Source organism: Faecalibacterium sp. BIOML-A1 (assembly GCF_009679715.1).
GTDB classification, from domain to species: domain Bacteria; phylum Bacillota; class Clostridia; order Oscillospirales; family Ruminococcaceae; genus Faecalibacterium; species Faecalibacterium taiwanense.
Map to the genome: position 1 here is coordinate 362017 of NZ_WKZJ01000001.1, position 23983 is coordinate 385999.

25 protein-coding genes are annotated in these 23983 nt (G+C 61.1%); 17 read left to right on the forward strand and 8 right to left on the reverse strand.

The annotated features are described in order from the left end of the window. Positions 1 to 27 precede the first annotated feature (27 nt). From GKG36_RS01780 to hslO, 6 genes are all read left to right on the forward strand, one after another. Entirely contained in the window at positions 28 to 1923 is a 1896-nt protein-coding gene (locus tag GKG36_RS01780) for an ABC-F family ATP-binding cassette domain-containing protein (protein WP_154258781.1), read from the forward strand. Between the two features lie 13 nt (positions 1924 to 1936). Next, positions 1937 to 2485 carry a Gx transporter family protein gene (locus tag GKG36_RS01785; RefSeq protein ID WP_154258784.1) on the forward strand — a complete coding sequence of 183 codons (549 nt, stop codon included), beginning with the start codon at positions 1937 to 1939 and terminating at the stop codon, positions 2483 to 2485. Between the two features lie 368 nt (positions 2486 to 2853). Further along, positions 2854 to 5313, forward strand: a complete 2460-nt coding sequence (lon, locus tag GKG36_RS01790; protein WP_154258786.1) for an endopeptidase La — start codon at positions 2854 to 2856, stop codon at positions 5311 to 5313. 307 nt (positions 5314 to 5620) lie between these two features. Continuing rightward, positions 5621 to 6223: a ribosome biogenesis GTP-binding protein YihA/YsxC gene (gene yihA / locus GKG36_RS01795; RefSeq protein WP_154258788.1), complete on the forward strand. Its 603-nt coding sequence runs from the start codon at positions 5621 to 5623 to the stop codon at positions 6221 to 6223. Positions 6224 to 6226: 3 nt separating this feature from the next. Then, entirely contained in the window at positions 6227 to 6976 is a 750-nt protein-coding gene (locus GKG36_RS01800; RefSeq protein WP_005940360.1) for a class I SAM-dependent methyltransferase, read from the forward strand. A gap of 4 nt (positions 6977 to 6980) precedes the next feature. Beyond that, positions 6981 to 7892: an Hsp33 family molecular chaperone HslO gene (hslO, locus tag GKG36_RS01805; RefSeq protein ID WP_154258789.1), complete on the forward strand. Its 912-nt coding sequence runs from the start codon at positions 6981 to 6983 to the stop codon at positions 7890 to 7892. 407 nt (positions 7893 to 8299) lie between these two features. On the opposite strand, the gene GKG36_RS01815 is transcribed toward hslO, so the two are convergent. Beyond that, positions 8300 to 9442 carry a sporulation protein YqfD gene (locus GKG36_RS01815; protein ID WP_154258793.1) on the reverse strand — a complete coding sequence of 381 codons (1143 nt, stop codon included), beginning with the start codon at positions 9440 to 9442 and terminating at the stop codon, positions 8300 to 8302. 9 nt (positions 9443 to 9451) lie between these two features. Beyond that, positions 9452 to 9739, reverse strand: a complete 288-nt coding sequence (locus GKG36_RS01820; protein ID WP_242961860.1) for a YabP/YqfC family sporulation protein — start codon at positions 9737 to 9739, stop codon at positions 9452 to 9454. A 72-nt stretch (positions 9740 to 9811) separates the two neighbouring features. Between GKG36_RS01820 and GKG36_RS01825 the strand changes: the two genes are divergently transcribed. Further along, complete coding sequence (locus GKG36_RS01825; RefSeq protein ID WP_097777917.1) at positions 9812 to 10852, forward strand: hypothetical protein; 1041 nt, start codon at positions 9812 to 9814, stop codon at positions 10850 to 10852. A 323-nt stretch (positions 10853 to 11175) separates the two neighbouring features. Here the strand turns inward: GKG36_RS01825 and GKG36_RS01830 are convergent, their stop codons facing one another. Then, positions 11176 to 12543 carry an AAA family ATPase gene (locus GKG36_RS01830; RefSeq protein WP_154258795.1) on the reverse strand — a complete coding sequence of 456 codons (1368 nt, stop codon included), beginning with the start codon at positions 12541 to 12543 and terminating at the stop codon, positions 11176 to 11178. Between the two features lie 691 nt (positions 12544 to 13234). On the opposite strand from GKG36_RS01830, the gene GKG36_RS01840 reads away from it, so the two are divergent. From GKG36_RS01840 to GKG36_RS01855, 4 genes are all read left to right on the forward strand, one after another. Continuing rightward, positions 13235 to 13501 (forward strand): AbrB/MazE/SpoVT family DNA-binding domain-containing protein, encoded by a 267-nt coding sequence (locus GKG36_RS01840; protein WP_097774882.1) that lies wholly within the window; start codon positions 13235 to 13237, stop codon positions 13499 to 13501. Then, positions 13498 to 13764 (forward strand): type II toxin-antitoxin system mRNA interferase toxin, RelE/StbE family, encoded by a 267-nt coding sequence (locus GKG36_RS01845; protein ID WP_097774883.1) that lies wholly within the window; start codon positions 13498 to 13500, stop codon positions 13762 to 13764. The genes GKG36_RS01840 and GKG36_RS01845 overlap by 4 nt, the downstream gene beginning before the upstream one ends. Before the next feature lie 85 nt (positions 13765 to 13849). Continuing rightward, positions 13850 to 14122, forward strand: a complete 273-nt coding sequence (locus tag GKG36_RS01850) for a DUF4160 domain-containing protein (protein ID WP_243145067.1) — start codon at positions 13850 to 13852, stop codon at positions 14120 to 14122. Positions 14123 to 14135: 13 nt separating this feature from the next. After that, entirely contained in the window at positions 14136 to 14393 is a 258-nt protein-coding gene (locus tag GKG36_RS01855; RefSeq protein ID WP_097777914.1) for a DUF2442 domain-containing protein, read from the forward strand. 61 nt (positions 14394 to 14454) lie between these two features. On the opposite strand, the gene GKG36_RS01860 is transcribed toward GKG36_RS01855, so the two are convergent. From GKG36_RS01860 to rpmB, 5 genes are all read right to left on the reverse strand, one after another. Beyond that, complete coding sequence (locus GKG36_RS01860; protein ID WP_154258800.1) at positions 14455 to 17019, reverse strand: heavy metal translocating P-type ATPase; 2565 nt, start codon at positions 17017 to 17019, stop codon at positions 14455 to 14457. 42 nt (positions 17020 to 17061) lie between these two features. Beyond that, positions 17062 to 17457: a metal-sensing transcriptional repressor gene (locus GKG36_RS01865; RefSeq protein WP_154258802.1), complete on the reverse strand. Its 396-nt coding sequence runs from the start codon at positions 17455 to 17457 to the stop codon at positions 17062 to 17064. Between the two features lie 143 nt (positions 17458 to 17600). Beyond that, positions 17601 to 18356 carry an alpha/beta hydrolase-fold protein gene (locus tag GKG36_RS01870; RefSeq protein WP_005941285.1) on the reverse strand — a complete coding sequence of 252 codons (756 nt, stop codon included), beginning with the start codon at positions 18354 to 18356 and terminating at the stop codon, positions 17601 to 17603. Positions 18357 to 18456: 100 nt separating this feature from the next. Next, a complete protein-coding gene (locus tag GKG36_RS01875) occupies positions 18457 to 18633 on the reverse strand; it encodes a DUF4250 domain-containing protein (protein WP_097777911.1) in 177 nt (58 codons plus the stop codon). Positions 18634 to 18702: 69 nt separating this feature from the next. After that, complete coding sequence (gene rpmB / locus GKG36_RS01880) at positions 18703 to 18891, reverse strand: 50S ribosomal protein L28 (protein ID WP_082210844.1); 189 nt, start codon at positions 18889 to 18891, stop codon at positions 18703 to 18705. A 339-nt stretch (positions 18892 to 19230) separates the two neighbouring features. Here rpmB and GKG36_RS01885 point away from each other — a divergent pair, with 339 nt between their 5' ends. From GKG36_RS01885 to GKG36_RS01910, 6 genes are all read left to right on the forward strand, one after another. Then, positions 19231 to 19905 carry a site-2 protease family protein gene (locus GKG36_RS01885; protein WP_154258804.1) on the forward strand — a complete coding sequence of 225 codons (675 nt, stop codon included), beginning with the start codon at positions 19231 to 19233 and terminating at the stop codon, positions 19903 to 19905. 2 nt (positions 19906 to 19907) lie between these two features. Continuing rightward, the gene (locus GKG36_RS01890) at positions 19908 to 20630 is read left to right on the forward strand and encodes a segregation/condensation protein A (protein WP_173012855.1); all 723 of its coding nucleotides are present in this window, start codon (positions 19908 to 19910) and stop codon (positions 20628 to 20630) included. Beyond that, complete coding sequence (gene scpB / locus GKG36_RS01895) at positions 20627 to 21178, forward strand: SMC-Scp complex subunit ScpB (protein ID WP_005941268.1); 552 nt, start codon at positions 20627 to 20629, stop codon at positions 21176 to 21178. The genes GKG36_RS01890 and scpB overlap by 4 nt, the downstream gene beginning before the upstream one ends. Positions 21179 to 21181: 3 nt before the next feature. Then, complete coding sequence (locus tag GKG36_RS01900; RefSeq protein ID WP_097801861.1) at positions 21182 to 21931, forward strand: hypothetical protein; 750 nt, start codon at positions 21182 to 21184, stop codon at positions 21929 to 21931. Between the two features lie 79 nt (positions 21932 to 22010). Continuing rightward, positions 22011 to 22418 carry a GerW family sporulation protein gene (gene ytfJ, locus GKG36_RS01905; RefSeq protein ID WP_005941263.1) on the forward strand — a complete coding sequence of 136 codons (408 nt, stop codon included), beginning with the start codon at positions 22011 to 22013 and terminating at the stop codon, positions 22416 to 22418. A 507-nt stretch (positions 22419 to 22925) separates the two neighbouring features. After that, the gene (locus GKG36_RS01910; protein WP_154258806.1) at positions 22926 to 23756 is read left to right on the forward strand and encodes a pseudouridine synthase; all 831 of its coding nucleotides are present in this window, start codon (positions 22926 to 22928) and stop codon (positions 23754 to 23756) included. Positions 23757 to 23983 lie beyond the last annotated feature (227 nt).

Here is a 23983-nt window from a genome sequence, read left to right on the forward strand (position 1 = left end):
GCGGATGGAGAACGGGATCATAAAACTATGCTGATACATTTGGAAAAACTAGGCAAGAGCTTTGGCGAAAAGATCGTGCTGCACGATGTGACCGCCAGTGTCGAGCGGGAGGACCGCATCGGCATCGTGGGCCAGAACGGCGCGGGCAAGACCACCCTGCTCAAGATTTTGACCGGCGAGTACCAGGACTACGAAGGTGAGTTCAGCGTGACCCACGGCGTGACGCTGGGCTATCTGGAACAGAACGCAAAGCTGGATGCCACGCTGGATCTCTACGGCGAGATGCGCTCCACCTTTGCCCCTGTGCTGGATGCCATGGCCCAGATGCAGGTGCTGGAACGCAAAATGGCCGCGCAGCCGGACGACACGGAGCTGCTGGCCCGGCACGACCAGCTGCAGAACATCGTGGATGCCGCCGACGGCTACAACATGGATGTGAACATCAAAAAGGTGCTGTCCGGCATGGGCTTTGCGCAGGATACATGGCAGAAGAACATTGCGGTGCTCTCCGGCGGCGAGCTGACGAGGCTGCGGCTGGCAAAGCTGCTGCTGGAAAAGCCGGACGTGCTCATTCTGGACGAGCCCACCAACCACCTGGACTTTGCCACCATGGAATGGCTGGAAAACTACCTCAAAAGCTATTCCGGTGCGGTGCTGGTGGTCAGCCACGACCGCTACTTCCTCGATAACGTGTGTACGAAGATCTGGGAGGTCTCCTTCCAGACCATGACCACCTACAAGGGCAACTTCTCGGCCTACCTGCCCCAGAAGGAAGCCTCCGATGCCCTGCGCCAGAAGCAGCACGATGCAGATGTGGCACTGGCCGAAAAGCTGCAGGACTACGTGGACCGCAACCTTGTGCGCGCCTCCACCACCAAAATGGCCCAGAGCCGCCGCAAGCAGCTGGAAAAGCTGGAGATCACCGAAGCGCCCAAGGACGAGACCAACCAGCTCAAGTTCCGGTTTGAATATGACGTAGAACCGTGGAACGAGCTGGTGCTGCTCAAGAACCTGACCATCAAAATAGGGGAGCGCACCCTGCTGGAACCCTTTACCTACACGGTGTGCCGCGGCCAGCGGCTGGTGATCGCAGGCCCCAACGGCGCGGGCAAGTCCACCCTGATGCAGGTGCTGGACGGCAAGCGCCGCCCCTCCGGCGGCATGGTGCGGCTGGGCACCGGCGCACGGCCCAGCATCTTTGCCCAGCAGCAGAACCGTCTGGGGCAGGGCCGGGTCATCGATGTGATCTGGAACAAGTACCCCCGCATGACCGAGCTGGAAGTGCGCAGCCATCTGGCAAAGCTGGGCTTCCGGGGCGAGACGGTGTTCAAGCCCTGCGAGGCGCTTTCCGGCGGCGAGCTGGCCCGCCTGCGCTTTGCGGAGATCGTGCTGGAACGGCCCAACCTGCTGTTTCTGGACGAGCCCACCAACCATCTGGACATCTACACCCGCGAAAACCTTACCGAGGCCCTCATGGCCTACACCGGCACGCTGCTGCTGGTCACCCATGACCGCCACCTGATGAACAGTCTGGCCTGCCCCATCCTCTACCTTGAGGACGGCAAGGCCACCCTCTACCCCAGCTACGATGCCCTGATGGGCCGCAGCGCCCCGGCCCCTGCCGTGCAGAAGGCCGCCGAACCGGCCAAGACCGGCTACGGCAGGGAACAACGCCGCCGCCGCGCAGAGCTGCGCGCCAAGATCAAGGCCTGCGAGGACGAGATGGAAGCCTGCGGTGCACGCGAAGTGGAGCTGGACAACGAGATCAACTCCCCGGAGGTGTACAACGACCCCGACCTGCTGCGCCAGAAGAGCGACGAGCTGAGCGACCTGCGCTTCCATCAGGAAGAGCTGTTTGCCGCGTGGGAAGCTGCCATGGAAGAGCAGGAAAGCTACGAGCAGAGCCAGCAGACCGAAGAGTAAAGGAGGGTGCAGCATGCCCCAAAACAGACGCAGTTACGAAAAAACGCGCCGCATCGCCCTTTCCGGCCTGCTGTTTGCGCTGGCCATGGCACTTTCGTTTATTGAGGGCACGCTCACCATCCCGGGCCTTTTGCCGGGCATGAAGCTGGGCCTTGCCAACATCGTGGTGATGTACGCGCTGTTTTTCATGGGGCCAAAGCAGGCGCTGGTGCTGGACGTGCTCAAGGCACTGTTCGTGTTTCTGGTGTCCGGCTTCACGGCGGGCTTTCTCTCGCTGTGCGGCGGCCTTTTGTCCCTGCTGGTGATGTGGGTGCTGTACTATCTGCTGCCGGTGCGGCCCACCTGGTTCATCCTGTCCGTATGCGGCGCACTGGCCCACAACATCGGCCAGCTGCTGGGCGCGGGCGTGATCATCTCGTCGTCGCTGTCGTTCTACTATGCGCCGGTCATGCTGGTGCTGGGCCTTGTGATGGGCGCACTGACCTCCATCACCCTCAAGGCCCTGCTGCCGGCTCTTGGCAAAATGGGCTTCAGTACACAGGAAAAACGGAAGGAAGATTAAAAAATTTCTCTGTTTTTAACGGCCTCGCCCTCTCCGTCACGGCTTACGCCGTGCCACCTCGTTCCCCTTTCTGTCGCTTACGCGACATCTTCCCCCGGCCGGGGGAAGTCTATCAAAGTGAGAGGCCTTGGCAGTACGGTAAACTTTCCGGTTTTGCCAAAGGCTCCCCCTTTGGGGGAGCTGGCGAACGGAGTGAGACTGAGAGGGCAAGGACGCTGACGAAAAAACCAACGACCTATGCATTACAGTTGCATTTTGGCCGGAAATCAGTATAATAAGGAAACAACCTGCTATTTTAAAGATAAAATCTCTTGCATACAGCGCTGCCGCCGTGGGAAAGTGCGCGGCAGCCGGGAGGTGTTTGCACTATGAGTGAAAAAGTTACCATCAAGGTGGAGCGCAAAAAGCTGCATCTGCCCACCATCGCCCTGCGCGGGCTGGTGGTGTTCCCCAACAATCTCGTCCACTTTGAGGTGGGCCGCGAAAAGAGCATTGCCGCCGTGGAGTGGGCAATGGCAAATAATTCCAACGTGTTTCTGGTGGCACAGAAGTCCATGGACACCACCGAGCCGCAGCAGGCAGACCTGTTCAGCTACGGCGTGGTGGCCGAGGTCAAGCAGGTGCTGCGCGTCTCCGGGGACCTTGTAAAGGTCCTGGTGGAGGGCAAGTACCGCGCAAAGCTCAGTGCACTGGATGCCAGCGGCGATTTTCTGCTTTCGGAGGTGCGCCCGGCCCCGGTGCGCGCAGGCAAGGCCGACGATGCCGTGGAGACCGAAGCGCTGCTGCGCGCCCTCAAGGCCGGGTTTGACGAGTACCTTGGCATGAACCCGCGCCTTGGCAAGGACGTGGTGTTTGCCATCGTTTCCAGCGACGACCCCGCCTTCCTCAGCGAGTACATGCCTGCAAACCTGCTGTTCCGCTACGAGGACAAGCAGGCCGTGATGGACGAGGGCACCCTGAACGGACGGCTGAAAAAGCTCATCGAGATGCTGCGCCGTGAGTGTCAGGTGATGAAAATTGAAAAGGAGATCGCGGAAAAGGTCAACGAGTCCATGGACAAGAACCAGCGCGATTACTACCTGCACGAACAGCTGCACATCATCAGCGACGAGCTGGGCGAGGGCGATGACACCCACGCCGAGGCCGACGAGTACCGCCGCAGGATCACCGGGCTGCACCTTGCCGAGGACAGCGAGAAGAAGCTGCTCAAGGAAGTGGACCGCCTTGCCAAGATGCAGGGCTCCAACCAGGAGGCAACGGTCATCCGCACCTATCTGGACACCTGCCTTGACCTGCCGTGGAACACCTTTACGGTGGACGACCTTGATATCAGCCGCGCACAGCAGATTTTGGACCGCGACCACTACGGCCTGAAAAAGGTGAAGGACCGCATTCTGGAAACGCTGGCCGTGCGCAAGCTGGCACCGGACGTGAAGGCACAGATCATCTGCCTTGTAGGCCCTCCGGGCGTGGGCAAGACCAGTATTGCACGCTCCATCGCCGAAAGTATGGGCCGCAAGTATGTGCGCATCAGCCTTGGCGGCGTGCGGGATGAAGCCGAGATCCGCGGCCACCGCCGCACCTACATCGGCGCGATGCCCGGCAAGATCATCACTGCCATGATCTCTGCCAAGAGCGCGAACCCCCTTATGCTGCTGGACGAGATCGACAAGCTGGCAGGCGACTTCCGGGGCGACCCGGCCGCAGCCCTGCTGGAAGCGCTGGACCCGGAGCAGAACAGCACCTTCAACGATCATTTCATCGATATCCCGTTCGATCTGAGCCATGTGCTCTTTATCACCACCGCCAACGATCTGGGCAGCATCCCCGGCCCCCTGCGTGACCGCATGGACGTGATCGAGCTGCCCAGCTACACCCGCGTGGAAAAATACAACATTGCCCGCAAGCACCTGCTGCCCAAGCAGCTCAAGGCCTGCGGCCTGACCGGCAAGGTCACGCTGAGCCAGAGCGCGCTGTACGGTATCATTGACGGCTACACCCGCGAGGCCGGTGTGCGCAATCTGGAACGCACCATCACCAGCGTGCTGCGCAAGTGCGCCCGCAAGATCGCCGCAGGCGAGGTGGAAAGCGTCTCCGTTACCGGCACCATGCTGGAACAGCTGCTTGGCCCCCGCTTTGTCAAGCCCGATTTCCTCAACCGCACCAACGCGGTGGGCATCGCCAACGGTCTGGCATGGACCAGCGTGGGCGGCGAGACGTTGCCCATCGAGGTGCAGGTGATGGACAACGGCAGCGGCAAGATCACCGTCACCGGTTCGCTGGGCGACGTGATGAAGGAGAGCGCTCAGCTGGCCGTTACGTGGGTGCGCGTGCACGCCGCCGAGTACGGCATCGACCCGGAAAAGCTCAAAAAGTGCGACCTGCACATCCACGCCCCGGAGGGCGCAGTGCCCAAGGACGGCCCTTCTGCCGGTGTCACCCTGACCACGGCGCTGGTGTCCTGCCTGTCCGGCATCCCGGTGCGCGGTGATGTGGCCATGACCGGCGAGATCACCCTGCACGGCAACGTGCTGCCCATCGGCGGCCTGCGGGAAAAGAGCATGGCGGCCTACCGCGAGGGCATGAAAACGGTGCTCATCCCCAAGGACAACGAACCCGACCTGTATGAGGTGGACGACGAAGTGAAGAAGAATCTCACCTTCCTGCCCATGCAGAGCCTGACACAGGTGCTGAACGCGGCCCTGCTCAAGCCCCAGAACGCAAAGAAGGCCAAGGCTCCCAGCCGCACCCATGCAAAGAAAAAGGCGGCAGACGCCGCCATCGTGCCGCCCACCGCAGAAAAGCCCCAGCCCGGCGCGGTGTGCTGAGAATAGGGCAGGGCGGCAGATAGCTTTCTCCGCGAACAGCCCGGGACTCCAGTCCCGCCCCAACGCTTGCGCGCCGGGGCCCCACCCCCAGGACATTCGCTGGAGAAACTATCTGCCGTCCTGCTGGGATCGGCACCGGATACTCCGGCAAGATGCGCGAAGCCATGTCTAAAGTGCAGGCTGCGACTAAAATCGACAGAAAAGCCCGACGGGAAGTGCGAGGGCTTGCCTTCGCTGGTGGTCTGACGAGCGCAGGCGGGACGGAGTGTCCGGTGACGATTCCCCTTATCAAAGAAAGGAAAGCTCCATGAATTACAACAAAGCTGATTTCATTGCCAGCTACGGCATTTCCAGCCAGCTGCCCGAGAGCGACCGCCCGGAGCTGAGCTTTTCGGGGCGGTCCAACGTGGGCAAATCCAGCCTTATCAATAAGCTGTGCAGCCGCAAAAACCTTGCCCGCGTGTCCAGTACGCCGGGCAAAACGGCCACCATCAATTTCTATTCGGTGGACGACTGCTACTTTGTGGACCTGCCCGGCTACGGCTACGCCAAGGTGAGCAACGCCGACCGTGAGCGCTGGGACGACCTCATCAACAGCTACTTTGAAGCACCCCGCCACCACACCCTGCTGGTGCAGCTGCTGGACTGCCGCCACGCCCCCAGTGCCGACGATGAGCAGATGCTGCGCTACCTGCACTATCACCAGATCCCCTACGTGGTGGCCCTGACCAAGGCCGACAAGCTCAAAAAGAGCCAGCTGGCCAAGACGCTGGAAGACTTTGAGAACCTCTGCCGCCCCTATGGCTGCCAGAAGGTGGTGCTGACCAGCGGCGAGAACGGCTACGGCATCCCGGAGCTGCAGGCGGTGCTCAACGCCGCTGTGGCTGCGGAAAACGAGGAAGCGGAGTAAACCATGGCCTACAACGAATTTGCCTATTTCTACGATGAATTCAACGGCGAGGCCGATTACGATGCCCTGTATGCCCACATCCATGCAAAGCTCAAGGAGCACGGCATCCACGACGGCATCCTTGCTGACCTTGGCTGCGGCACCGGTGAGCTGACGTTGATGCTCACGCAGGCGGGCTATGATATGATCGGCATTGACCAGTCCGAGGAGATGCTCTGCGTTGTGCGCGATAAGGCCGAACAGCTGGGCCTTTCCGGCAGGCTGCTGCTGCTCCGGCAGGACCTGCTTAAGCTGGATCTGTACGGCACCATCCGGGGCGCGGTGTCCACCTTTGACACCTTCAACCACATCCCGGACCTCGACACCGCCATTGCCAACGCGGGCTTTTTTATGGAGAAGGGCGGGGTGTTCCTGTTCGATATGAACACGCCCTACAAGCACCGGAACGTGCTGGGCGACAACGCGTTCACCTTTGAGGAAGAGGATGCCGCCTGTGTGTGGCGCAACCACTACGATGCCGCCAACCGCCGCGTGGAGATCACCGTGGACATCGACTACCACGAGACCGGCGAGCACTTCCACGAGCAGTTCTGCGAGTACACCTATGACCTTGACACCATCCGCACCGCGCTGGAAAAGCACGGCTTTGCGCTGGAAAGCGTCTGCGACGGCGAGACCTTCGGCCCGCTGACCGAGGACAGCCAGCGCTATTTCTTCTGCGCAGTCAAGCAGTATACACAATTGGAGGGATAACTTTATGGCAAATCTGATCCGCGGCCTGTCGGAGAATGGCGGGGTCGTATTCTGCGGCGTGGATTCCACCCAGATCGTCCGCAAGGCCGAAAAGCTGCACACCACCAGCGCCACCTGCAGCGCGGCACTGGGCCGTCTGCTCACCGGCGCGGCCCTGATGGGCTCCATGCTCAAGGACGACCGTGACCAGATCACCCTGCGTGTGTCCGGCGGCGGCCCGGCGGGCGTGGTCATTGCCTGCACCGACGGAACCGGCAACGTGAAGGGCTGCATCGATCACCCCTTGGTGGAGCTGCCCGCAAAGCCGAACGGCCACCTGGATGTGGGCGGCGCTGTGGGCAAAGACGGTGTGCTCACCGTCATCCGGGATAACCGCCTGCAGAAGGAGCCGACGGTGGGGCAGGTGCCGCTGGTCTCCGGTGAGATCGCTGAGGACCTGACCGCCTACTACGCCTACAGCGAGCAGGTGCCCACCGTCATGGCGCTGGGCGTGCTGGTGGACAAAGACCTGTCCATCCTGTGCGCAGGCGGCTTTATGGTGCAGCTGCTGCCCGGTGCCACCGATGCGGAGATCGATCAGCTGGAAAAGAACATCGCGGCCATGCCGTCCGTCACCACCCTGCTGCACGAGGGCAAGACCCCCGAGGACATGATGCAGCTGGCGCTGGCGGGCTTTGCCCCCAACGTGCTGGACGAGCGCGATGTGCACTACCAGTGCGACTGCAGCGCCGAGCGCACCAAGGAGATGCTGTTCAGCCTTGGCCGCAAGGAGCTGGTGAGGATGCGCGACGAGGACCCCGCCTGCGAGGTGGTGTGCCACTTCTGCCACAGCAAGTACCAGTACGACCTCAACGACCTGCTTGCCGAGTACGACGCGCAGGCGGCGGAACGTGCCGCTGCAGAGCAGGGGACTTGACAAACCGCTAAAAAACAACTATACTACAAACAGAAAAGGCGCTGTCCGCAATGGTCAGCTTCCCTTCGGCTAAGGAGTCAATAAGAATGACCGCTCAGGTTTGGGAGTCTGGGGCGGTCATTTCTTATTGTTATGGATCTCTTTGAAGATTGCCCATGCGATCTGAAATGTAATCCCAACTGTGCCGCCAACAATGACGAACAGCTGCAGAACATCGTTCAACACCATGATGCATCCCCCCTTCCGCGTTTGCGAACGGGGGAACAAACAATAAGCTTTTACGTCCCCCGGACGCTTGCCGGAGGGAAGCATGACCACCTGCGCTTGCAGACAGCACCTTAACGCCACCCTTTGGGGTGGCATTTTTAGTTTAGCATACTTTTTGACGAATTACAACGGGAATCCTTTCACCCGCAGATGTCCGCTGCCACGGTGTAGGTGACGGTATAGTCCAGTACATTGCCGTTCACGGTGCAGTCCTCTTTGCGGGCGATGTGCTCCGCGTCCGGCCATGCGGCGTACAGCGCCTGCAGGCTCTGCAGCCGGGCCAGCGCGGCGGCCTGCGCTTCGGTGCGGTGCAGCGTTTCCGGCTGCTGCACATAGCAGCAGGTCTCCTCCACAGAGCAGGGCAGGGCAAGGCCCAGAAGCGGCACCTCCGGCTGGAAGTGCCGGAGGATCACCGCCGCATGTTCCGGCGCAGGCGCGGCGGGCAGGGGAAAGGTGTGCCCGAACGCTGCCACCCGGTATGCGCGGGTGCACGCGCCGGTGTACTGCTGCACCGTCTCTTCCAAGGGCACGGTGCGGGTGTCGCTCCACTCAAACTGCGCAACCACCGTTCCGGCGGCGGGCGCAAAGATCAGGGTGCCGTCCCGCTCGGCGCGGGCTGTGCCAATGAGGCCCTGCCCGGCTTCCACCTGCTGGCCCGGCTGCACCAGCATGGTGCCGCTGGTAAGGTTCGTGCGCAGAACAGTGCCGCTGCATCTGGCCCGGATGCCGTGCAGCGTTCCGGCGGCAATGTCCGGCTTGGGCCTGGCCGCGGCGGCTTCCACCACCAGCCGCCCTTTGGCAAAATTCAGGCTGGCCCAGGAGAACTCGCCGCTGTGCAAAAGGGCGTACTCCCCGGCGGTGAGCTTTGCCTCGGTCACAGCCGCACCGGGCTGCAGGCCCGCTTCCCGCAGGACGGCGCAGGCCCGCGCAGCCTGTCCGGTGGTGAGGGAAGAGGTGTCCGCATACCAGACGAACTGCTGTGCAAAGAGCAGCAGCGGCACAAACACCGCCAGCCCCGCCCAAAGCCCGGCCCGGCGCAGCAAGGGACGCAGACGGAAATACAGCCCCAGCTTCCGGCGGATGCGCAGCCGCACCCGGCGCTTGCGGGCCAGCGCGGCAAGGCGCGGGTACTGCCACGCGGCGCACCGCCCGCCAAACCCTCCCGGCAGGGCCGTTACCCCGTAGGGATGCAGCCCGGCCCGGGCGGCAGCGGTAAGCAGGGCTTCGGTGCTGCCATTGCATGCGGTGAACTCCACCGCGGCCCAAAGGCTTACCGGTTCCATGGGCACCTCCTAGTCATCCGCAAAGTCCGTGCGCACGAACCGCCCCCGCAGGGTCAGGCGGCTGGCGGTAAGGGTGACGATCTTCAGCCCGTCGCCGTAGATGGTCAACCGGCCATGGGGCATCTGCAGGCACAGCCGGTCGGGGCTGTAGGCCAGAATGCGGCAAAAGTGCTCCACCTCCATGCGGCCCCCGCTCAGGTAGACGGCAGGGGCGTGGTAAAAGCCCTGCGGCGGCTGACGGAACAGCAGGGCCAGCCAGCTTTGCAGCAAAAGCCGCTTTTTGCGCTTGGCACACATCCCATTCCCTCCCATCCCGCAGTTCTGCCCGCGGCGCGCTGCTACATATATATGGATGCGGAGGGCTGAGTTATGAATCGAAGCTGGAATTTCCGGCGGGGCGTGCTGCTGGCGCTGGCAGGGTACACGGCGTTTCTGGTGTTTGCCGCGCCACAGCGCTGTGCCGATGCCCTGCAGGCGGGGCTGCGGCTGTGCGGCGGGCCGCTGCTGGTATCGCTGTTTCCGTTCCTCATCGTATCGGCGCTGGCGGCAGGCTGCGGGGCCGGGCAGTGGCTGGGCTTTGTGTTCCGGCCTGCGGCGCGGCTCATGGGCATCCGGGCAAAGGGTGCGGGCGGCGTGCTGCTCATTGGGGCCTTGGGGGGCTTTGCACCGGCGGCGGTGGCTGCGTCCGAAGCCGTGCGCACCGGCCAGCTCACCTCCCGGCAGGCCTCGGCGCTGCTGCCCGCCTGTGTGTGCAGCGGGCCGTCCTTTGTCATCCTCACGGTAGGGCAGCAGATGCTGGGCAGCCGCGCGGTGGGGGTGCGGCTGTTTGCGGCCCAGCTGCTGGCGGGATACCTCACGGCGGCGCTGCTGTGCCGGATGCAGGGCGGGGCCGGGCAGGCTCCACCCGCGCAGGGGGAAACCATTCAGCTGCCCGCACTGGATGCGGTGATCGCGCAGGCGGCAGTGACCTACCTGAAGCTCTGCGGCTTTGTGCTGTACTTCCGGCTGCTGGCGGCAGGGTGCGGGGCATTGCTGCCACAGCCGTGGGCGGCGCTGCCCGCCATGCTGCTGGAAGTGTGTTCCGGCTGCGATCAGGCCGCCCGCACCGGGCTGTGGGCCAGCACGCTGTGCTGTGCGGCGCTCAGTGTGCAGGGGGTGTCGGTGCTTTTGCAGGTGCGCACCATCTGCCCGGCCGAGATCTCGCTGCGGCCTTTGCTGGCAGCGCGGGCGGTGCATCTGCCGCTTTCGGTGGCGCTGTTCTGGCTGGGCAGCACCGTGCCGGTGCAGGCCGTGCAGACCTTTACCACCCTGACCGAACGGGTGGTGGTGCTGCGCCGCGTGCCGCTGGACTGCGCCCTGCTGGCCTTTGCCGTGTGCTGCATCACGGTGGAGGAGTTGGCGAGGAGTTAAGGTACGGGCTGGACTGTGGGCTGGGAGTTTCTCCAGCGAATGTCCGGGAAGTGGGGCCCCGTGCGTAAGCACAGGGGCGGAACCGTGGGTTCCGGGCTGTTCGCGGAGAAAGCTCCCAGCCCACAGCCCTTGGTCTCAGGGAACTTTATCAGGTGCTACTGTGGGAGCGTTATCTGAGTAAGTGACTGATTTTTGACGAATGAGCGTGAAAAAAGACACTTTGTCAAGCTGATAAACTGACAACAGCGTGGCAAACAGAGTCACTTTGTCAGCAAGGGTCACTTTGTCAAATTGACAAACAGACAATTATAAACATAGATGCGTTATAATTTCGCCACTTTGTCACTTGTTTCTCCACGGTAGGGCATGGCAGTGAACCAACTGCGTACGTTGCCGCCCTGATTGATCTGGTGCTTTGCGATCTCGCCGGATTTTACAAGCTCACTGTACACACGGTTGTATGTACTGTCGCTGCACCCGATCTCCCGCAGGACGGCGGCGCGCAGCTCGTTGCTGGGCATCGACCCAAGGCGGCTCTCGGACAGAACGTTCAGGATGGCGCTGCGGGTGTCCTGCCGGGTCTCCGCCGTGCGCACCCGCCGCTCCTCAATGAAGTCGGCATCCTTCTTGTCGGTGTAGCCGTCAAACACGGCCCGCGCAGTCTTTACGCCCTCCACCTCCACATCGTCGATGTGCAGCAGCACCGTCTGCTGGGGGCGGGCGTAGCTGTTTTTCTCGTGGCTGAGATAAATTTTGCCGTCGTTCTTGGCGCGGCCCATCATCAGCACGCTGCGGGCCATGTCCCAGATATCCGAGCTGTCGGCCAGACGTGCGCGGCCGGAAACGCCCTGCTTTTTGTTGGAGTGCATCACGATGAGCACCGCGCAGCCCTGCTTTGCGGCAATGGCGCGCAGCGGCAGCAGGGCACTGCGCATCTGGTTGCGGCTTGCCATCTCCACATCGGAGGGCAGAAAGCTCTGCAGCGGGTCCACGATGAGCAGCAGCGGCCCGGCCTTGGCGGCAAAATCCGCCAGTGCCTGATCCTTGAGGGTAAGGGGCTGGCCGGTCTTGCCAAAGTAGTCGTCGGCGGTCAGCACCAGCACCCGGTTCATGTCGGCCCCGGCCGCCAGCAGACGGGCCTTGAGCACCTTGCCGGGGTCGTCCTCGCCCGCAAGCAGCAGCACCTTGCCGGTCTGCTGCGGCGGCAGCGGAAAAAAGCCGGAGGTCTTGCCCGCCGTCACATAGGCAATGAGCTGTGCCTGCCAGATGCCCTTGCCGGTGCCGCCGTCGGCACCCAGCAGCGACACTTCGCCCAGCGGCAGCAGCTGCGGCACCAGCCACGCCACGCTCTGCATGGGCACATCGGCCAGCAGGCCGGGCTGCGCCGCGCTGCCCTCCAGTGCAAGCTTGCGCTGCTTTGCGTCCGCGTTCACGGCTGCCATAAAGGCTGCGGGGTCGGCCTGCCACGCCTGCTTGCAGGTGTTGAGCCATTGATCGATCTTGTAATTGACGGCGGGCAGCTGCATGTTGCAGGCTGCGCCGCGCACGTCGTCCAGCAGGTCTTCCCGTGCAGCCGGGTCGGTCTGGTGGAACATTACCGCAAAGGTCAGGCGGCTGAACAGCTGCTGCTCGGTCCTGCAGGCATCCAGCATGTTCAGAAAGTCTGTGCGGTCCTGAATGGATACTCCCAAAATACATTTCTCCTTTCGCTGTGGTTTATAACTGGAAGCAAAACCAAATGTTGTTGCAATAAGTATAACTCTGAAAAAACAACGTGTCAACAAATAGTTTTTGCGCAAAAAGCCACAGCTTCCGGGGTGAAAATGCACAGGAAAATGGGGAAAGAAAAAGAGAAGGCGGGCACCTTCTCTTGACAAAACGGCAAAAAATAACTATACTACAAATAGAAAAGGTGCTGTCCGCAATGGTCAGCTCCTTCCGGTTGGATCAATAAGAATGACCGCTTACCGTTTGGAGACAGGGGCGGTCATTTCTTATTGTTATGGATCTCTTTGAAGATTGCCCATGCGATCTGAAATGTAATCCCAACTGTGCCGCCAACAATGACGAACAGCTGCAGAACATCGTTCAACACCATGATGCATCCCCCCTTCCGCGTTTGCGAACGGGGGAACAAACAATAAGCTTTTACGTCCCCCGGACGCTTGCCGGAGGGAAGCATGACCACCTGCGCTTGCAGACAGCACCTTAACGCCACCCTTTGGGGCGGCATTTTTAGTTTAACATACTTTCTGACGAAATACAATAAGAACCCACAGAAACGACGCTTTGTAAAATTTTATGGTGCATGGTTGCTTTTTGAAAAAAGCAGAGTATAATAAAAGTGAGAAAGTAAGAAAATCGCACAAAGGAGGATGAAGGATGCTGACGGAATTGAGGACAAAATCCCAGATCACCATTCCAAAGGATATTGTAATGAAGATGGGCCTGCGTGAGGGCGACAAGCTGGAGATCGTGGAGAAGGATGGCGTGATCGAGCTGATGCCGGTAGCCGTTTACCCCAAAAAGTATCTGGACGAGCTGCGCAGCGAGATCAACGAAGCAAAGGCCAAAATTGCGGCAGGGGAGCAGCCGGTGTTCGACACTGTGGACGCACTGTTTGAAGCGCTGGACGGTGCGGACGAATGAATTATAAGATCACCTACACCAAACGATTCATAAAGAACCTGAAACGTTTGAACGCAGCGGAGCGGGCGCAGCTGAAAAAGAAGCTGGAAATTCTGGAAATGGACCCGCTGTATCCGTCGCTGCGCACAAAGCGTATTCAAGGCACGGTAGACTTGTTCGAGTTCAGCGTAAACATGGACGTGCGGGTCATCTGGCAGTACGACGGTGATACGATCATTCTGCTGTTGGACATCGGACACCATGATATTCTGAATCAATTTTAAAAGCCTGTAAACACGATAAAAAGGCCGCTGATGCGCCTTGAAAACCTGATTGCTGTATGTTAAAATGACACTGAGAAGGGAAGTGGTGCAATTGCCGGTACTGAGCATTTTTTACGGCATCATTGTCAGAATGTACCGCGAACAGGGTGGAAAGCATAATATGCCGCATATCCACGCAGAATATTCCGGTGAAGAGATCGTGGTTGCGCTGGACGGTACGGTTCTGGAAGGCAGCTTTCCGAAGAACAAGCTGAAACTGCTGGAGGCATGGATCGTGATCCATCATGATGATCTGGAAGCCAACTGGAAGCTGCTGAGCAATGGTGAACAATTCTTCCGCATCGACCCGCTGAAGTAAGGAGTGATTCTGGATGTTACAGCCGAAGCTGACAAAGGTGGAACCCGTAAAACCGCTGAAGCTCTGCCTTTATTATGAGACGGGCGAGGTAAAGCTGTTTGATGCAGCCCCTTATGCCACCGGCTCGTGGTACGGCAGGCTGCAGGATGAGCGTTACTTTGCTACCGTGCATCTGCTGCCGGGCGGTATTGGCATCGAGTGGGAAGAGGGGCAGGATATCGCCCCGCATGAGCTGTACGAAAACAGCGTTCCTGTGAAGAAAACAGCATAACCCAATGCAAAAGGCCGCTGCACGGTTCACATGCAGCGGCCTTTCCGTATTCAGCGGCGGTTTACTGGATGCCGGTCACAGGGTAGTCCTGATCCTCAACGGCCTTCTTCAGCACGTCGTCGGCGACCTCGGCGTTCAGGGTGACGATGGCGGTGCCGGCCTCGTGGCTCACCACGGCCTCGTCCACCTCGGGCAGGGCTTCCAGAGCCTTCTTCACGCGGGCTTCGCAGTGGCCGCACATCATGCCTTCCACCTTCAGGGTCTTTTTCATAGCAGTGTCCTCCTTGGTACTCTCTTTATTTGCAACCGCTGCGGGCTGTGCGGAGACAGCGGGCAGGGAAGCAGCATTTTTTGCCGCACGATCGTGCTTTGTGCTGTGCACGTCGAACAGGTTCAGGCGCAGGGCGTTGCTTACCACGCAGAAGCTGGAAAGGCTCATGGCAGCAGCACCGAACATGGGGTTCAGCGTCAGGCCGAAGGGGATGAACACACCTGCGGCCAGTGGGATGCCGATGATGTTGTAGATAAACGCCCAGAACAGGTTTTCGTGGATGTTGCGCAGGGCAGCGCGGCTCAGGCGGATGGCGGCGGGCACGTCCGACAGCTTGGAGTTCATCAGCACCACGTCCGCCGCGTCGATGGCAACGTCGGTGCCTGCGCCGATGGCGATGCCGGTGTCGGCACGGGTCAGGGCCGGGGCATCGTTGATGCCGTCGCCCACCATGGCCACCTTGCCGGATGCCTGCAGCTGGCGAATGACCGCTTCCTTGCCGTCGGGCAGCACGCCTGCGATCACCTCGTCCACACCGGCCTGCCTGCCAATGGCATCGGCGGTGCGCTGGTTGTCACCGGTGAGCATCACCACGCGGATGCCCATGGCCTGCAGCTCCCGGATGGCGCGGGGGCTGTCCTCCTTGATGGTATCGGCCACCGCGATGATGCCCAGCAGACGGCCTGTTCCGCCGAAGAACAGGGGCGTTTTGCCCTGTGCGGAAAGGGCTGCGGCCTTCTCCTGCAGCTGTGCGGGCACGGTGACTTTGGTGCCGATAAAGGACGCATTGCCGCCAAAGATCTCCACGCCCTCCAGCTTTGCGGCCAGACCGTTGCCCGGCAGGGCGGCAAAGCCGGATACCTCGGGGGCGGTGAGGTTCTGCGCGTCGGTGCAGGCCAGCACGGCCTTTGCCAGCGGGTGCTCGCTCTTGCGCTCCAGTGCGGCGGCAAGGGTGAGCAGCTCCGTCTCGGAAACGCCCTCGGCGGGCAGGATGTCGGTCACTTTGGGTTCACCGCTGGTGATGGTGCCGGTCTTGTCCAGCGCCACGATCTGGGTGCGGCCTGCAGCTTCCAGCGAAGCGGCGGTCTTGAACAGGATGCCGTTCTTTGCACCCAGACCGTTGCCCACCATGATGGCCACCGGCGTTGCCAGACCCAGCGCACAGGGGCAGCTGATGACCAGCACGGAGATGCCGCGGGCCAGCGCATAGCCCAGCTCCCGGCCCAGCAGCAGCCACACGATGGTGGTGACCACCGCGATGGTAATGACCGCAGGCACGAAGAAACCGGACACCGTATCGGCGATTTTTGCAATGGGAGCCTTGGTGGCGGCGGCATCGCTGACCATCCGGATGATCTGGGCAAGGGTGGTGTCCTCGCCCACGCGGGTGGCCCGGCACTGCAGGAAACCGGACTGGTTGGTGGTGGCAGCGCTCACCTTATCGCCCGCAGCCTTGTCCACGGGGATGCTCTCGCCGGTCAGGGCACTCTCGTTCACGGCGCTGGTGCCTTCCAGCACGATGCCGTCCACGGGGATGTTCTCGCCCGGGCGCACCACAAAGATGTCCCCCTTCTGCACCTGCTCGATGGGCACGGTCACTTCGGCACCGTCCCGCAGCAGGGTGGCGGTCTTGGGGGCAAGCTTCATCAGGCTCTTGAGCGCGTCGGTGGTCTTGCCCTTGGAGCGGGCCTCCAGCATCTTGCCCACCGTGATGAGGGTCAAGATCATGGCGGCGGACTCAAAGTAGAACTCCATCATATAGTGCATGACCAGCTCACTGTTGCCGTCCACCTGCGCGCGGGTCATGGCGAACAGGGCGTAGGTGCTCCACACAAAGCTTGCCATGGAACCCATGGCCACCAGCGTGTCCATGTTGGGCGAGCCGTGGAGGAGCCCCTTGAAGCCGTTGATGAAGAACTTCTGGTTGATGACCATGACGATGCCCGCCAGCAGCAGCTGCACAAGGCCCATGGCGATGTGGTTGCCGTCGAACCAGCGGGGCAGGGGCCAGCCCCACATCATGTGGCCCATGGAGAAGTACATCAGCACCAGCAGAAAGCCCAGCGACGCAATGAGCCGCCGCTTGAGCTTGGGGGTCTCGTGGTCGGCCAGCGCGTCAAGGTCGGCGCTGGTGGAGCTGGCAGCCGCCGCGCCCGCACGCTTGGGGCTGGCACCGTAACCGGCATCCTGCACGGCCTTGATGATCTCGGCAGAGCTGGCGGTGCCCTCCACGCCCATGGAGTTGGTCAGCAGGCTCACCGAACAGCTGGCAACGCCGGGCACCTTGCTCACGGCCTTCTCCACCCGGGCGGAGCAGGCTGCGCAGCTCATGCCGGTAACGTTGTATTGTTCCATAAAATATCACTCCTACGTTGAGTATGCACGGGAAAGGGCTTCTTATTTCATGAGCTTGGGCAGCAGATTCACCAGCTCGTCCAGCTTTGCCTCGCTGCCCGCGCGCAGGTCGTCCGCCACGCAGGTGGAGATGTGCTGGGCCAGCAGCTCCTTGGAAAAGCTGTTCAGCGCCGAGTTCGCCGCCGCCACCTGCACAAGGATGTCCACGCAGTAGGCATCCTTTTCCAGCATGCCGCGGATGCCGCGCACCTGCCCCTCGATGCGGCTGAGCCGGTTCAGCAGGGCCTTGTGCTCCTCAGGGGTGCGGTCCTTGTGGCGGCAGCAGGAGGGGGTGACGCTTTCGGTGGGCACAGCGGATGCGTCAATGGCCGGAGCCGTGGCAGCTTCGGGCTGGGCGGGCGTGCCGCAACAGCAGCAGGGCTTTTTCTCGTTGTCCATAAAATATCTCCTTTACCCATAGGGGGTATACATCTTACAGCATGAGTATAGCACAGCAAACCCGATAAATCAAGTAGGGAATTGAAAAATACAAACAAAAAGAGGGAAGGCACTGCAAATGCCTTCCCTCTATCAAATCACTTTTACTTCTCCAGAATCCGCGGCACAAACAGGCCCAGCATCTTGCCCCACCAGTACCACTCGTGGGAGACATCGCCGCCCCAGACCTCGAGGTGGGCGGGCAGGCCCTGTGCGGCCAGCACATCGGCCAGCGCCTGCGTGTCGGCTTTGGCATCGTCCTCGTAGGCACCCTGACCGGCGCAGAGCATCAGGCTGTTCTCCTCGGCCTTGGCCAGAGCCAGCTTGTCGGCGATGCCGTTCTCGGCCAGATACTGCAGGGGAGAGCAGCGCAGCACCAGATCGTCGGCTTCACTGCCCCAGAAGCGGGCCAGATCGTAGATGCCGGAAAGGCCGATGGCACCGGCAAAGAGCTTGGGACGGCGCAGGCGGCAGTTGACGGCGTGCACAGCGCCAAGGTCGATGCCCACACACCACAGCTTGGCATCCTTTGCGGCACCGTTCAGGGCCAGCACCCGGGGAGCCAGCTCGGCGGTAAGGTAGACGAAGTACTTTTCCTCCATCTCGGCGCGGCGGCGCACCGGGATGTCGCCGTTCAGTACGGCCTCGCCGTCAATGCTGTCGGCGCAGAACAGCTGCACCTTGCCCTCGTTCAGCAGCGGGGCAATGGCATCGGGCATGCCGTTGTTCTCCCAATCATAAAAGCGGCCGCCGCGGGCAGGCAGGGCCAGCACCGGCACACCGGCGCTGCCGTATACCTTGAACTCCATCTCGCGGTTCAGCACGCTGCTCCACTCTTTGTAATAGGTACCCTGGATCATAAATCAAGCACTCCTTGTTTCTATATTCACCGGCCCGGGCGTAGTCGCTGCACGTCGGTGCCGGTCGTTAGCGATCAAAAGAAAGCTTTCTCTGGAAATATCACACGAACTGGTTGCGCTGGGCATCGTACTCGTAGCCCACAGCTTTGAGCTTTGCGCAAAGGTCGGCCTTGTCGGCATCCAGATCTTCGCACAGAGCATCGAGGTTTTTGTAAAAATCACGCAGCTTCAGGTTCACCACGCTCAGCAGCATGATGGGATCGTTGGGCAGAGCCATGTGTTTTGCCTCCTTACAGCAACAAAAAAAGCCGGCCACTCGACAAAGTGACCGGCCACATACACCAAATTAGACAGCGCGGGTAACTTTGCCAGCGCGCAGGCAACGGGAGCATGCGTAGACGTACTTGGGAGAACCCTCAACGACCGCCTTGACACGACGGACATTCGGCTTCCAGGTACGGTTGGAACGACGATGAGAGTGAGAAACCTTGATACCAAAGGCAACACCCTTGCCGCAGCATTCACATTTAGCCATGGTACTTGCACCTCCTGCAGTGAAGTAAGGAATCAAAATAATCAGCTTGACTATTGTAGCAGATTACCGGGCAAAATGCAAGCCTTTTTTCAAAAAATATTGCGGTTTTTTGGAAAACTGCCCCGATGCACTCAGATGCTGTTTTTTGTTACGACCCCTTGTGTGAAAATGTGATTTGGAGCAGCCCGCAGGCTGCGACAAATCACGAATTAAAAATAAAATTCCGCTGAAATGATCAGAGCGAAGCGGAGATCATTTTAAATCGTCTGGACACCCCTTGTCTAAAACCTCAAAAAATAGTATTATATATGGTATACTGAAAAAAGGCAGGAATATCGAATGACCTCTCAGGGCATCTATTATCTCATCCGCGCGCTGGTGGCGCTGGTGGCCATCCCCTTCCACGAGTGCGGCCACGCGCTGGCGGCATGGCTGCTGGGCGACGACACCGCAAAGCGGCAGGGGCGGCTTTCTCTGAACCCCCTTGCCCACTTTGACCTGCTGGGCACGCTGTGCATGGTGTTTGCGGGCGTGGGCTGGGCAAAGCCCGTCTCCACCGACCCCCGCAATTTCAAAAACCCCAAGTGGGGCATGGCCCTCACCGCGCTGGCTGGCCCTGCGGCAAACATGCTGCTGGCCTATGTGGGCATGGTGGTGTGGAAGCTCATGTACTACTGGGCACCGGTGAACGATGCCACCATCTACATTGCCATGTTCCTGCAGTACCTTGTGCTGATGAACGTGAGCCTTGCCGTGTTCAACTTGATCCCGGTGCCGCCGCTGGACGGCAGCCGCATTCTGCTGGTGCTGCTGCCCCGGCGCATCTACTTTGGCCTGATGAAGTACGAGCGCTATATCATGATCGCCCTGCTGGCGGCAGTGTGGTTCGGCGCACTGGATACCCCCCTGTACTACCTGAACAACATCGTGTGGGAGCTGCTGGGCAAGGGCACCGGCTACATTGATAAGATCGCGTATTCCATCTACTATGCCGGCCTTGGGACGGTGGTGTGAGCGTGGCAGAAGAACTGACCTTCCATCTGGAAGATTTTGACGGCCCGCTGGAATTATTGCTGGCGCTTGTGGCCAAACATAAGATGGACCTGCACAACATCCCCATTCTGGAGCTGATCGACCAGTACACCGCCACGGTGGCGCGGGCCGACCCGGACCCGGAAGCCGCCAGCGCCTTCATCGAGATGGCCGCGCGGCTGGTGGAGATGAAAAGCTACCTGCTTTTGCCCCGCAGCGAAGAGGGCGAGCGCATGAAGCAGGAGTTCACCGGCCAGCTGATCGAGTACGACCAGTGCCGCCGCATGGCTGCGCTTTTGCGCCAAAAGGCCGAAGCTGCGCCGGTTTTTGTGCGTCCGCCCATGGAGATGGAGTTCGATAACACCTACGACCTGCACCATGCGCCGCAGGTGCTGGCGGATGACTGGGCCGTTCTTTCCGGCCGCACCAAGCTGCGCCGGGAGCCTACCCAGCAGCAGTTCGAGCCGCTGGTCACAGCGCCCATGGTGTCGGTGACGAGCCGGGTGGTGTACATTCTGCGGCACCTGATTGCCGGTACAGCGGCAAAAATGAGCCAGCTGTTCAGCCGCCAGCAGACCCGCAGCACCAACGTGGCCACCTTTCTGGCCTTGCTGGAGCTGGTGCGCGGCGGCCGTGTAAAGCTGGACGACGAGGGCCAGCTGACCATGCAGCGGGGCCGCATCCAACGTGATAAGGAGAAGGAATGAACCAGAAACAGATCCGTGCAGCCGTGGAAGCCATGCTGTTTGCCAGCGGCGACCCCATTGGTGCCGACAAGCTGGCCCAGGCGGTGCAGCTGCCGCAGCTCAGCGTGGAAGCCGCGCTGGAAGCCCTGCGGGAGCGCTACGCCCGGGAGGACAGCGGCCTGTGCCTGCTGCACCTGAACACCCGCTGGCAGCTTGCCACCAAGACCGAGTGGGCCGACTGCATCCGCCGCCTGCTGGACAGCCGCCGCGCAGTGCCCCTTGGCCCCGCCGCCATGGAGACCCTGACCGTGATCGCCTACAACCAGCCGGTGTCCCGCGCCTTCATCGAGCAGGTGCGCGGCGTGGATTCCTCGTCCAGCGTGTCGGGCCTGCTGGAAAAGGGCCTCATTGAGGAAGCAGGCCGCCTTGACCTGCCGGGCAGGCCGGTGAGCTTCCGCACCACCGACACCTTTTTGCGGGTGTTCGGCCTTTCTTCTCTGGCCGACCTGCCGCCGGTGCACGGGCAGGAAACGGAAACGAACGCATCACCGACAGAAAGTGAGGGGTAACGCATGGGAGCATTCCTCGCCGCGCTGGGCGCAGTGCTGCTGTTCATCCTCCGGGTGATCGGCATTCTGCTGCTGGTGGTGCTGATCTTACTGGTGCTGTTGCTGCTGTGCCCCTTCTGCGCAGACCTGTGCTGGGAGCACGGCGTGCTCACCGTAAAGGCCGGTGCGCTGGGCATCACCTTCCCGGTGTTCCAGTACCCGAAGCCGGAGCCGCCGCCCGCACCGGAAAACCCGGAGCCGCCCAGGGGCTTTGGCAAGGTCAAGGCAAAGTTTGCCGCATGGCGGGCCGAGCGCAAGCGGAAAAAGGCAGAGGAGAAGGCCCGCAAAAAGGCCGCCGCCGCTGCCGCCAAGGCAAACAAGCCCGCCCAGCCGCGCAAAAAGGCAAAGATCACGCTGGAGATCCTCTGCACCATGCTCAAAGGTGCGGGCACTTTGACCAAAGCTGTGTTCGGTGCGCTGCGCATCACAAAAATACAGGTGCGCCTTGGTGTGCGCGGGGAGGACCCCGCCGCCGCTGCCCGCAGCTACGGCAAGCTGCAGGCGTGGCTGTACCCGGTGCTGGGCGTGCTGGACCGCTTTCTCTGGCTGCAGTTCGATGAGCTGCGCATCCTGCCGGACTTTGGCAGCGGGCAGCCCACCGTGGAGGACCGGGTGTCCTGCCGGGTGAGCGCACAGGCACTGTTCATCGTCCTTGCGGCGGTGCGGGTGCTGTACGAGTTCTGGCGCAAAAAAGTATTGGACATCTTCCTATAATGTGGTACACTATAAGTGTATCCGGATCTGCAGACAACGGGCCTTTGCCCGAATCAAACCGATAAAGGAGAGCTGTTTTATGGCTGAGCATCCCATTCAGGGCCTGATGAACGTTACCATGGAGAAGATCCACCAGATGGTGGACTCCAACACCATCATTGGCAAGCCCATCATCACCGAGGACGGCACCACCATCCTGCCGGTTTCCAAGGTGAGCTTTGGCTTTGCCTCCGGCGGCACCGACTTTGACGGCAAGAACGCCGCCAACAAGGACCTGTTCGGCGGCGGCTCCGGTGCGGGTGTGAACATCCAGCCGGTGGCCTTCCTCGTGGTAAAGGATGGCTGCGTGCGCACCATCCAGCTGTCGGACAACGCCGACACCATCAACCGTGCCCTGACCATGCTGCCGGAGCTGGTGGACAAGGTTGCCGCCCTCATCAAGAAGGACGAAAAGAAGGAAGAGCCTGCTGCTCCTGCGGAGCAGTAAGTGGAGGGCTTGGCACCGGACACTCCGTCCCGCCTGCGCTCGCCAGACCACCAGCGAAAGAAGCCCTCGCACTTCCCGACGGGCTTTTTTGTCGATTTTAGTCGCAGCCTGCACTTTAGACATGGCTTTGCGCATCTTGCCGGAGTATCCGATGCCGATCCCGGCAGGACGGCAGGGAGTTTCTCCAGCGAATGTCCTGGGGGTGGGGCCCCGGCGCGCAAGCGTTGGGGCAGGACTGGAGTCCTGCAACGGCAACGACCGCCGCCAGCGGCGGAAACAGGGAGTTGCCGTTGGGGCCGCGGCCAGCAAGACGCAAGCGATAGCGAAGCGGCTGCTGGGTGCCGCAACCCGTCGCTGTTCGCGGAGAAAGCTCCCTGCTGGCCTGCTAACTACTATCGCCGTAACTGTGAGCTTCCAACTCACAGTTTTGATACAGGCGCACCCGCACCCCAAAGCAGGGGAGAGGTGCGCGTTTTGAGCGCCGGGAGGCGCACAAGGAGTTTTATTATGGCAGAAGAACGTATTCAAAAGATCATGGCTGAACAGGGTCTGTGCTCCCGCCGTGCGGCAGAACAGATCATTGCCGAGGGCCGCGTGAAGGTCAATGGCCACCCCGTCAAGGTGGGCGACAAGATGGACCCCAACCGCGACGTGCTGCACGTGGACGACGAGCGCATCTATATCCGCAAGGATCAGCAGCTGTACTATCTGGCCCTGTACAAGCCCCGCGGCTATGTGACCACCGCCAGCGACGAGCTGGGCCGCAAGACCGTGATGGAGCTGGTGAGCGATATCCCCGCCCGCCTGTACCCGGTGGGCCGTCTGGATAAGGACAGCGAGGGCCTGCTGCTCATGACCAACGACGGCGCGTTTGCGCAGGCCGTCACCCATCCGTCGGGCGGCATCTCCAAGCTGTACCGCGTCACCGTGCAGCCCCGCGCCGATGAAAGCCAGATCCTGAAGCTGAGCAGCGGCGTTGTGCTGGACGATGGCACCAAGACCATGCCCTGCGCCATCAACGTTGTTACCGACGAGCCGGGCCGCACCGTGATGGAAATGACCCTGAAAGAGGGCAAAAACCGCGAGATCCGCCGCATGTGCGAGACCGTGGGCCTTGAGGTGGTGCGCCTGAAGCGCAACGCCGAGGGCGTGGTGAAGCTGGGAATGCTCAAGCCCGGCACCTACCGTGAGCTGACCAAGGCAGAGATCAACGGTCTGCGTGCCGCTGCCGCCAAGGGCCGCGCCCAGACCCGCAGCGCCGCAGTGCAGTCCAAGGCTGCCGAGCGCCGCCCCCGCGGCCCGGTGGGCAAGGGTACTGCCCCCAAAAAGCGGAAGTAAGCCTATATACCTATATAAACGAAAAGAAAGCACCTGTACAGCGGGTGCTTTCTTTATTGTAAAATGTTATTTTTTATGATATCATAAAGATGCCGCCCGAAAAGGCGGTGATTCGGTGCTGTCTGCAAGCGCAGGTGGTCATGCTTTCCTCCGGCAAGCGTCCGGGGGACGTAAAAGCTTATTGTTTGTTCCCCCGTTCGCAAACGCGGAAGGGGGGATGCATCATG

Excerpts from the sequence above, each read along its gene's own strand:
- GKG36_RS01780 (WP_154258781.1), top strand. The coding sequence starts at position 28 with ATGCTGATACATTTGGAAAAACTAGGCAAGAGCTTTGGCGAAAAGATC.
- GKG36_RS01785 (WP_154258784.1), top strand. The coding sequence starts at position 1,937 with ATGCCCCAAAACAGACGCAGTTACGAAAAAACGCGCCGCATCGCCCTT.
- lon (WP_154258786.1), top strand. The coding sequence starts at position 2,854 with ATGAGTGAAAAAGTTACCATCAAGGTGGAGCGCAAAAAGCTGCATCTG.
- yihA (WP_154258788.1), top strand. The coding sequence starts at position 5,621 with ATGAATTACAACAAAGCTGATTTCATTGCCAGCTACGGCATTTCCAGC.
- GKG36_RS01800 (WP_005940360.1), top strand. The coding sequence starts at position 6,227 with ATGGCCTACAACGAATTTGCCTATTTCTACGATGAATTCAACGGCGAG.
- hslO (WP_154258789.1), top strand. The coding sequence starts at position 6,981 with ATGGCAAATCTGATCCGCGGCCTGTCGGAGAATGGCGGGGTCGTATTC.
- GKG36_RS01815 (WP_154258793.1), bottom strand. The coding sequence starts at position 9,442 with ATGGAACCGGTAAGCCTTTGGGCCGCGGTGGAGTTCACCGCATGCAAT.
- GKG36_RS01820 (WP_242961860.1), bottom strand. The coding sequence starts at position 9,739 with ATGTGTGCCAAGCGCAAAAAGCGGCTTTTGCTGCAAAGCTGGCTGGCC.
- GKG36_RS01825 (WP_097777917.1), top strand. The coding sequence starts at position 9,812 with ATGAATCGAAGCTGGAATTTCCGGCGGGGCGTGCTGCTGGCGCTGGCA.
- GKG36_RS01840 (WP_097774882.1), top strand. The coding sequence starts at position 13,235 with ATGCTGACGGAATTGAGGACAAAATCCCAGATCACCATTCCAAAGGAT.
- GKG36_RS01845 (WP_097774883.1), top strand. The coding sequence starts at position 13,498 with ATGAATTATAAGATCACCTACACCAAACGATTCATAAAGAACCTGAAA.
- GKG36_RS01855 (WP_097777914.1), top strand. The coding sequence starts at position 14,136 with ATGTTACAGCCGAAGCTGACAAAGGTGGAACCCGTAAAACCGCTGAAG.
- GKG36_RS01860 (WP_154258800.1), bottom strand. The coding sequence starts at position 17,019 with ATGGAACAATACAACGTTACCGGCATGAGCTGCGCAGCCTGCTCCGCC.
- GKG36_RS01865 (WP_154258802.1), bottom strand. The coding sequence starts at position 17,457 with ATGGACAACGAGAAAAAGCCCTGCTGCTGTTGCGGCACGCCCGCCCAG.
- GKG36_RS01870 (WP_005941285.1), bottom strand. The coding sequence starts at position 18,356 with ATGATCCAGGGTACCTATTACAAAGAGTGGAGCAGCGTGCTGAACCGC.
- GKG36_RS01875 (WP_097777911.1), bottom strand. The coding sequence starts at position 18,633 with ATGGCTCTGCCCAACGATCCCATCATGCTGCTGAGCGTGGTGAACCTG.
- rpmB (WP_082210844.1), bottom strand. The coding sequence starts at position 18,891 with ATGGCTAAATGTGAATGCTGCGGCAAGGGTGTTGCCTTTGGTATCAAG.
- GKG36_RS01885 (WP_154258804.1), top strand. The coding sequence starts at position 19,231 with ATGACCTCTCAGGGCATCTATTATCTCATCCGCGCGCTGGTGGCGCTG.
- scpB (WP_005941268.1), top strand. The coding sequence starts at position 20,627 with ATGAACCAGAAACAGATCCGTGCAGCCGTGGAAGCCATGCTGTTTGCC.
- GKG36_RS01900 (WP_097801861.1), top strand. The coding sequence starts at position 21,182 with ATGGGAGCATTCCTCGCCGCGCTGGGCGCAGTGCTGCTGTTCATCCTC.
- ytfJ (WP_005941263.1), top strand. The coding sequence starts at position 22,011 with ATGGCTGAGCATCCCATTCAGGGCCTGATGAACGTTACCATGGAGAAG.
- GKG36_RS01910 (WP_154258806.1), top strand. The coding sequence starts at position 22,926 with ATGGCAGAAGAACGTATTCAAAAGATCATGGCTGAACAGGGTCTGTGC.